This is a genomic window from Campylobacter concisus (assembly GCF_002912425.1).
Lineage (GTDB): Bacteria > Campylobacterota > Campylobacteria > Campylobacterales > Campylobacteraceae > Campylobacter_A > Campylobacter_A concisus_AH.
In genome coordinates this window covers 1-8345 of sequence record NZ_POYR01000018.1, presented here as the reverse complement: position 1 = coordinate 8345, position 8345 = coordinate 1, and the positions used below count along the sequence as shown (strand labels likewise).

Genomic DNA, 8345 nt, shown 5'->3' with positions numbered 1-8345 from the left:
ATTTTGAAAGTAATAGTGAAATTTAAAAAGGAGAGCAGATCGCTCTCCGTGAGATTATTTATCTCTTAAGCCAAGCTCAGAGATTAGTTTTGAATATGTAGTGTAGTCTTTGTTTTTAAGATACTTTAAAAGTCTTTTTCTTTGACCAACTAGTTTCAAAAGACCTAAACGTGATGAAAAGTCTTTTTTGAAAATTTTAAGGTGTTCTGTAAGTTCAGTTATTCTAGCTGTTAAAAGAGCTATTTGAACTTCTGGAGAGCCTGTATCTCCCTCTTTTCTAGCGAATTTCGCAACTATTTGAGCTTTTTTGGCCGAATCCAAAGCCATGATGACCTCCTGATTGGTGAATTTTGGAAGAGCGATTATAGCATTTAAAACATAAAGTTAGATAAAATTACGCTTTTTAAAAATTAATGAAAAATGCAGTAAAAATTTAATAAAATTAGGGCTATTTAAAGAGTTAAGGAAGATAAATGCTTTTTACAAAGGCAAGCGAATACGCTCTACTTTCGCTTATTTTAATATCTCAAAAATCATCGCCAGTTGATGTTGATACGATCTCAAATGAGCTTAAAATTTCAAAAAGCTTTCTGGCAAAAATTTTACAAAATTTAGCAAAAGATGGAGTTTTAAAGTCATTTAAAGGAGCAAATGGCGGTTTTGCACTAAACGGCGAACCTGAAAATTTAAGCATAAAAAAGATAATCGAATGCGCCGAAAAGCGCGAACTAAGCGTCTTTGAGTGCTCATCTTCAGCGCTTGGTTGCCCGTCAAACAAAGCCTCAAGCTGTCAAATTTGGTCGATGTTTAGCAGCCTTCAAGGCAAGATCGACGAGATGCTTGACGCGATAAAACTAAGTGACATCGTTAAGAAGTAAAGTTGGCAAAGCAAAAAAATAATATCTTGACTCTTGTCGCACCGTTTCTTGCGCCAATTGTCAAATTTAAAAGTCTTAGCATCGTTGGCATCATCGTTGCCATCCTTGCTATCATCATTGTGCCGCTTCCAAGTGCGGTGCTTGACTTTTTCTTGGCACTTTCGATCTCGATTTCAGTGCTTATTATTTTGATATCTATTTACGTGCCAAAGCCGACTGACCTTAGCACGTTTCCAACACTCATTCTCATCATCACGCTTTTTCGCCTCTCGCTAAACATAGCAACCACGCGTATGATCTTAAGTGAAGGTCACAACGGCCCAGAAGCGGTCAGTGAGATCATCTCAAGCTTTGGAAATTTCGTCGTTGGCGGCAACTTCGTCATCGGTACCATCGTCTTTTGTATCTTGGTGCTCATAAATTTCATGGTCGTAACAAAGGGTTCAACCCGTGTGAGTGAGGTACAAGCGCGTTTTACACTCGATGCGATGCCTGGTAAGCAAATGGCGATAGATGCGGATCTAAACGCAGGTCTAATCGACGAAAAAACGGCGCGAGAAAGACGTCAGGCTATCATCGGCGAGGCAAATTTTTATGGCGCGATGGATGGTTCGTCTAAATTTATAAAAGGTGACGCCGTAGCTGGCATCATCATCACTATAATTAACATCATCGGCGGCTTTGCTATCGGCTCGTTTCAGCACGGCCTTGATATGGCGACATCGGCTCAGTACTATACGATCTTAACTATCGGCGATGGCCTTGTGAGCCAGATCCCAGGACTTATCACTTCAACAGCGACTGCTATCATCATCACAAGGGCTAGCAAGGACGACGAGGACTTTGCAGAGGGCACGCTAAATCAGCTATTAGGCGACTATAAAACCTTGCTGATAGTGGGCTTCATACTATTTATGTTTGCCCTTGTGCCCGGTCTGCCAACCCTATCTCTTGGCTTTATAGCGCTACTATTTTTGGGACTTGGCTACATCATCAAGCAGACCAAAGATGGTGGGCTAAATTTAAGCCTCGCGCCAAAAGAGAAAACTGCTTCTAAAAAGGCTGGAGCTGCTACGCCAAGTGGGGCAGGGGCGGCAGCTGCGAGTGGTGGGGCTGCTAAGGCACCAAAGAAGAGCGACGAAGAGATTGCAAGAGAAGAAGAGACAAAGATAAATGACATCTTAAAGCTTGAAATTTTAGAGCTTGACCTAGGATATGGCCTACTAAAGCTAGCTGATGTGGATCTTATAGAGAGAATTCGCGCTATGAGGCGAAATATCGCTTCAAGTCTTGGCTTTTTGATGCCAAAGATAAGGATCCGTGACAACCTTCAGCTACCACCAAACGAGTACCGCTTCAAGCTAAAAGGTATCATCATTGGTCAGGGAGAAATTTATGCGGATAAATTTCTAGCGATGGATAGTGGCCTAGTTAGCGAGGATATCGAGGGTATTCCGACAAAAGAGCCAGCTTTTGGGCTAGACGCTCTTTGGATCGATGCTAGCGTCAAAGAGGACGCCATACTTAGTGGCTATACGATAGTTGATCCTGCAAGCGTCATCTCAACGCACATGAGTGAGCTTATCAAGCAAAACGCAGCCGAGCTTCTAACTCGCCAAGAGACGCAAAATTTACTAGACAAACTAAAGATAGACTACCCAGTCGTGGTCGAGGATACGCTAAGGATCGCACCTATAAATTTGATCCAAAAGGTCTTAAAAACGCTGCTTAAAGACAATATCCCGATCAAAGACCTGCTTAGCATACTTGAAGCCATCAGCGACATCGCCGAGGTTAGTAAAAATTTAGATATGATCATCGAGCACGTACGTGCAGCACTTTCACGTGTCATCACTTCGCTTTATGTAGATGAAAAGGGACAGCTAAATTTTTATATCCTAGACACCGCCGCACAGCAAAAGCTGATGGATGCGGTGCAGTATAAAGACGGAGCATATCACCTGATGATAAACGTAGCGCAGACATCATCTATCGTGCAGGCACTAAGGCGTGAAAAAGAGAAGCGACCGATGAGCCAGCACGGAGAAATGGTGCTTTGCGTGGAGCCAAGCTTGCGCAAATTTATAGCAAATATCTGCGCAAATTTTGCCATCGACATAGTGGTGCTAAGCTTTGCTGAGATCTCGGCAAATACGCCATTTGAAACGGTTGGCGTCATAGAAATAGAAAATTTATAAAGGAAAACGATGAAAATTTATCACCTCTCACACACCGATCTTGACGGATACGGCGCACAATACATAACAAATTTTTACTTCAAAGATGTGAAATTTCTAAACTCAAACTACGGCAGAGAGATAGATGATAAATTTGCTCAAATTTTAGATGAGATAGATGCCTCAAACGATGATAAAAACGTCATCTTGATCACCGATCTAAATTTAAGCCTAGCTCAGTGCGAGAGCTTTGAGGAGATGATAGAGGGTAAAAATATCAAGCTATTTTTGCTAGATCATCACCAAAGCGGTGCCGAGTGCGCGAGCGCTTACTCATGGTATTTTTTGGATAGCTCAAGGTGCGCTACAAAGATCACTTACGACTTTTTTGCGGGTATTTTTGGCAAAAACAAAGAGCTTGAAATTTTTAGTGACGTCGTAAATGCAGTGGATATCTGGCTAAAAGATGATAAAAATTTCGAGATGGGCAAGGTCTGCTTGGGGCTTGTGGCAAACGCTAAAGAGATAAATAAGGTGATGTTTGAAGCTGAAAACAACCTTTATATGGATCACATCTTAAAAGAAGCTAGCAAATTTTTTAACGAGAAAAACGACTATATAGGCCTTGACATGCAGGTGCATGCTATTAAAAAGTCATTTTTCAAAGAGGATAAAGACGATACGCTAAGCAATCTAATCTCAAACTACGTCGTAAAAAAACTTAGTGAAAATAAAGAGAAATTTAGCATAGGCTATAAAGATCATAAAGGAATTTTAACCTACAATGTCGGCAATGTTTCGGTTATCGGCAACGACTTTTTAGTGGCAAATCCTGAATTTGACTTCTTTATCGACGTGACAAATAAAAAAACGCTAAGCTTTCGTGCAAATGGCAAGCTAGATGTTAGCGCCATGGCTAAGCACCTAGTTGGCGGCGGCGGCCACGTCAATGCAAGCGGTGGGCTATTCGCAAATTTTAAAGACGGTTTTAGCTATGAGCCGATCAAGGCGCAGATAGTTGATCTAATAACTAAAAAAACACAGGAGGAGATATGAAAGAAGAAGAGGTAAGCGTAGAGGAGCTTAGCTACGAGCTTAGCATGGTGCTTGAAGCGATGTTTTACTATGCTGGAGTGAAAAAAGATAAGCTTGAAGAGGCAGCAAATCTCTATGTTGAGTGCATCGACGATGCGTTAGAAAACTCTGACGCTAGCGGTAGCGACGAAGTCATAGAGATAGTTGAATATATGAAAAAACACCATCCAAAGTTATTTAAATAAGGAGAAAATATGAAGAAAATTTTAGTTTTTGCAGCGGCAATTTTTGCGTTAAATGCTATGGCAAATGAAAATTTAGACAAGGCAAATGAGCTTTATGCGAAGAAAAATTTTAACGAGGCCTATCTTGCGTTTAACAAAGCTTGCGGCGAGGGCGAGAAAAAAGCTTGCACGATGAATGCGATCATGCTATTTAACGGCGATGGCGTGGCAAAAGATAGAACTCAGGCTGAGAAAATTTTTATAAAAATGTGCGACGAAAATGAGGGCATGGCCTGCGAAAAACTAGGCGAAATGACAGCTTATGGCCTTATAAAAGACAAAGACGACAATGAAGTAAAAAGCGAAGAGAAGGCAAAAGCTTTGTTTAAAAAAGCTTGCGACAACGGCTACAAACCAGCTTGTGACTTTGTAACAAAATAGATCAAAAAGGGCTTAAAATGGGCTACAAACATAAAGATTTGATAGGAACTAGAGAGCTTAGCAAGGAAGAAATTTTATATTTTCTAGAGGCGGCGAAAGAGTTTAAGGAGCTAAATTTAAGCCAAGTGAAAAAAAATGACTACCTTCGTGGAAAGACCACGATCAACGCATTTTATGAAAACTCGACTAGAACAAGAACTTCTTTTGAGATCGCAGCAAAGAGGCTTGGGGCTGATACGATAAATTTCAGCTCGTCAAGCTCTAGCGTGACAAAGGGTGAGAGCCTAAATGACACGATGAATAACATGGCTGCTATGAGAACTGATATCATCGTGCTTCGTCACCCAAGCTCTGGTGCGGCAAAATTTGCAGCTGATAGAACAGAAGCTAGCGTCGTAAATGCAGGGGACGGCACAAATGAGCACCCAAGCCAAGCTCTGCTTGATCTTTTCACGCTAAGAGAGCATGGTAAAATTTTGGATAAAAATTTAAACGTGGCGATCATCGGTGACATCGCTAGAAGCCGCGTGGCAAGGTCTGACATCTGGGCGATGAAGAAATTTGGCATAAATTTAAAGCTCTTTGCGCCAAGGATGATGATGCCAAAAGACGCTGAGGTATTTGAGTCTCAAATTTGCAAAAATATGGAGGAGGCCTGCGAGGGCAGCGACGTCATCATCATGCTTCGCATCCAACTAGAGCGTGGCGGTGCGGACGTGGCATTTCCAAGCTCTAGGGAGTACTCGAAATTTTTTGGACTAAATAAAAATAGGATAAAGCTAGCAAAGCCTGACGCGATCGTGCTGCACCCAGGACCGATAAATAGGGGCGTGGAGTTAAACTCAGACGTGGCTGATGGCACGCACTCAGTCATACTAAATCAAGTTGAAAACGGCGTTGCTATAAGAATGGCGATACTAAATACGCTTGCAAAAAATAGGGGCTAACGATGAAAATAGCAATAATTAACGGCACTATCGTAAATAGCGACGAGAAATTTAAGGCAAATATCCTAATAGAAAACGGCAAAATAGCCAAAATCGGGAGTGAGAAATTTGAGGCTGATAAGGTCATAGACGCTACAAATAAGCTCGTAATGCCAGGACTTATCGACATGCACGTGCATTTTCGCGATCCTGGTCAAGAGTATAAAGATGATATCATCTCAGGCTCGCAGGCGGCCGTGGCTGGAGGAGTGACCACCTGCCTTTGCATGGCAAATACAAATCCAGTAAATGACAACGCCTCAATCACAAGAGCGATGATAGAAAAGGCTAAAAACTGCGGACTGATCGACCTTTTGCCAATCGCAGCCATTAGCAAAGGACTTGGCGGCAACGAGATCGTTGAAATGGGCGATCTTATAGAAGCTGGCGCAGTTGCATTTAGCGATGATGGCTTGCCAGTGACTAGCTCAAGCGTGATGAGAGCGGCACTTGAGTACTCAAGCATGTTTAACAGCTTTTGTATAAGCCACTCAGAGGACTGCTCGCTTTGCAGACAGGGCGTCATGCACGAGGGCAAGGTCTCGGCCATACTTGGACTTCGCGGCATGGCGAGAGAGAAAGAGGAGATCGCAGTGAGCCGTGATATGCTGCTTGCAAAGCTCACTAAAGCGCACATCCACATAGCTCACGTAAGCTCGGAGTACTCGCTAAAGATCATCGAAATGGGCAAAAAAGAGGGCATAAACATCACTTGCGAGGCGACACCTCACCACTTTAGCTTTAGCGACGATGAAATTTTGAAAAATGCCTACGATACAAATTTTAAAATGTCGCCGCCACTTCGTGAGATAAGCGACGTAAAAGCGGTAAGAGAGGCGCTAAAAAGCGGTCTTATAGACGTTATCGCCACCGATCATGCCCCGCACCACACGGATGAAAAGATAGTGGAATTTGACAAGGCGCCATTTGGCATCATCGGACTTCAAACCCTTGTGCCACTCACTCTTAAGCTCGTAAATGAGGGCGTCATAAGCCTAGAGCGCATGGTCGAGCTAACATCTACAAATGCGGCTAAGATGCTAAATTTAAAAGATAAAGGCAGGCTTGCTGAGGGCATGCTAGCTGACATCGCAGTGATAGACCCTGAGATCGAGTATATCTACGACGAGAAAATAAACCGCTCAAAATCGGTAAATTCTCCACTCTTTGGCAAAAAGCTAAAAGGAGCAGCGACTACCACGATAAAAAGTGGCAAGATCGTTTATGAGTTTGGGAAATGATAAACTTGCTCGCGTTTGCGGGCAAATTTGATTTAGATGCCTTAAGATATAAAATTTGCTAGAAATTTCTAGCAAATTTTACTTTTTTATGAGTTATATTTTTTAACGATACCGCGAACGACTTTTTCTATAAAAAGTGCAGAAGCTACTTCGCAGTGCTCTCTTGTAGAGTGAGGTGAGTAGATATTTGGTCCAATAGAACATGCACTAAGACCTGCCTTTTTCTCCAAAAGCACTCCACACTCAAGTCCCGCATGCACAGCTGTTATCCTTGCATTTGGCTTATAAATTTTAAGCTCTTCTAAGATATCGTTTGCAAATTTATCATTTATAGGTTTCCAAGCTGGGTTTCTATCTTTTGAAATGACGCTAAAACCAACCGCCTTTGCAAGCTCTGAAATTTCAAATTCCATCCTATTTAGCCCGTCTTTACTCATTGATCTAGCGAAAAACTCCCAAAAATTTATAGATAAGAAATATACGCAATAAAGAAGCAGAGAAGATAGGTTAGTGACAATAAATTTGATAAATTTGCGTTTGGCTACTGAAGCTACCATTTATAGATATTTTGGTAGCTAAGATAGATGCTCGTTAAGATAAGCGGAGCAAAACCATATATAAATAGGTAGGATGAAATTTATTTGACAGCCTTTTTGGCTACAAAGTTTATAAAATATACAAATTTCAAGCCAAAAATACTAAATTTTGGCTCTTTTTTCTCTTGCTTTTTTGATCTTGTTTTTAACTACATGAAATTTTGAAGCTGCAGCCGAGCATAGATCCTTGTAAGTAACCAAAATTTTTGACTCTTTTTTAGTGCAAATGACTGCAAAAACGCTCTCAAGGTCGATTCTCTCTTTTTGTGTTAAATTTTCCATCTATTTTCCTAGCAATTTTCTCATCTTATTGACAACAAATAATATTTCATCATCGTCAAGCTCACATAGCAGTTTGCAAACAGCAGCAGCAGCTTGTGGCTTTGAGTTTCCAAGTCTCCAGTCCTGATATGTCCTCATAGGCACGCCAAGATCTTCTGCCATTTTTGCTTGTGAAATTTTCTTACCGATATTTTTTGCCTCAACTGCATTGTGAAGCAAATTAAATATATCACTTGTTTCAATCATTGAATAATTATACGTTATTTATCATTAAATATACCTAAAATATTATATAAATAAAGTAAAATAGTATATAAATATCAAAATAAAGTATTAAACATACTAAAAATTATTTATAATATACGTTATAACGTATAAAAAGCTTTTAAATTTTTGAATAAAATTAGAAATTTCGTGTTTTTATGTTGAAGTTAATTTTCTTATTTTGTTTTAAATTTTATTTCTTTTTGCGCAAAGCTTATATT

11 protein-coding genes are annotated in these 8345 nt (G+C 40.7%); 7 read left to right on the top strand and 4 right to left on the bottom strand.

The features are described 5' to 3' along the window. Positions 1 to 54: 54 nt before the first annotated feature. Positions 55 to 327 carry a 30S ribosomal protein S15 gene (rpsO, locus tag CYP84_RS01110; RefSeq protein ID WP_004317763.1) on the bottom strand — a complete coding sequence of 91 codons (273 nt, stop codon included), beginning with the start codon at positions 325 to 327 and terminating at the stop codon, positions 55 to 57. Between the two features lie 146 nt (positions 328 to 473). Here rpsO and CYP84_RS01105 point away from each other — a divergent pair, with 146 nt between their 5' ends. The 7 genes from CYP84_RS01105 to CYP84_RS01075 are packed head-to-tail and all read left to right on the top strand — an operon-like array spanning position 474 to position 6982. Continuing rightward, a complete protein-coding gene (locus CYP84_RS01105) occupies positions 474 to 878 on the top strand; it encodes an Rrf2 family transcriptional regulator (RefSeq protein WP_103636385.1) in 405 nt (134 codons plus the stop codon). 2 nt (positions 879 to 880) lie between these two features. Further along, positions 881 to 3076 (top strand): flagellar biosynthesis protein FlhA, encoded by a 2196-nt coding sequence (flhA, locus tag CYP84_RS01100; RefSeq protein ID WP_012140048.1) that lies wholly within the window; start codon positions 881 to 883, stop codon positions 3074 to 3076. Between the two features lie 9 nt (positions 3077 to 3085). Then, positions 3086 to 4111 carry a DHH family phosphoesterase gene (locus CYP84_RS01095; protein ID WP_103636384.1) on the top strand — a complete coding sequence of 342 codons (1026 nt, stop codon included), beginning with the start codon at positions 3086 to 3088 and terminating at the stop codon, positions 4109 to 4111. Continuing rightward, positions 4108 to 4335, top strand: a complete 228-nt coding sequence (locus CYP84_RS01090; RefSeq protein WP_002942640.1) for a hypothetical protein — start codon at positions 4108 to 4110, stop codon at positions 4333 to 4335. Before CYP84_RS01095 ends, CYP84_RS01090 begins: the two co-directional genes overlap by 4 nt. Before the next feature lie 9 nt (positions 4336 to 4344). Then, positions 4345 to 4755 carry a tetratricopeptide repeat protein gene (locus CYP84_RS01085; RefSeq protein ID WP_103636383.1) on the top strand — a complete coding sequence of 137 codons (411 nt, stop codon included), beginning with the start codon at positions 4345 to 4347 and terminating at the stop codon, positions 4753 to 4755. A 17-nt stretch (positions 4756 to 4772) separates the two neighbouring features. After that, entirely contained in the window at positions 4773 to 5702 is a 930-nt protein-coding gene (locus CYP84_RS01080; protein WP_002942659.1) for an aspartate carbamoyltransferase catalytic subunit, read from the top strand. 2 nt (positions 5703 to 5704) lie between these two features. Next, positions 5705 to 6982: a dihydroorotase gene (locus tag CYP84_RS01075; RefSeq protein ID WP_103636382.1), complete on the top strand. Its 1278-nt coding sequence runs from the start codon at positions 5705 to 5707 to the stop codon at positions 6980 to 6982. Between the two features lie 86 nt (positions 6983 to 7068). Here CYP84_RS01075 and CYP84_RS01070 read toward each other — a convergent pair whose 3' ends face one another. The 3 genes from CYP84_RS01070 to CYP84_RS01060 form a co-directional block, all read right to left on the bottom strand. Then, positions 7069 to 7539: a hypothetical protein gene (locus tag CYP84_RS01070; RefSeq protein WP_258033866.1), complete on the bottom strand. Its 471-nt coding sequence runs from the start codon at positions 7537 to 7539 to the stop codon at positions 7069 to 7071. A 141-nt stretch (positions 7540 to 7680) separates the two neighbouring features. Continuing rightward, positions 7681 to 7860, bottom strand: a complete 180-nt coding sequence (locus CYP84_RS01065) for a hypothetical protein (RefSeq protein WP_087580935.1) — start codon at positions 7858 to 7860, stop codon at positions 7681 to 7683. After that, positions 7861 to 8106 (bottom strand): DNA-binding protein, encoded by a 246-nt coding sequence (locus tag CYP84_RS01060; protein WP_009294123.1) that lies wholly within the window; start codon positions 8104 to 8106, stop codon positions 7861 to 7863. Between the last annotated feature and the right edge of the window lie 239 nt (positions 8107 to 8345).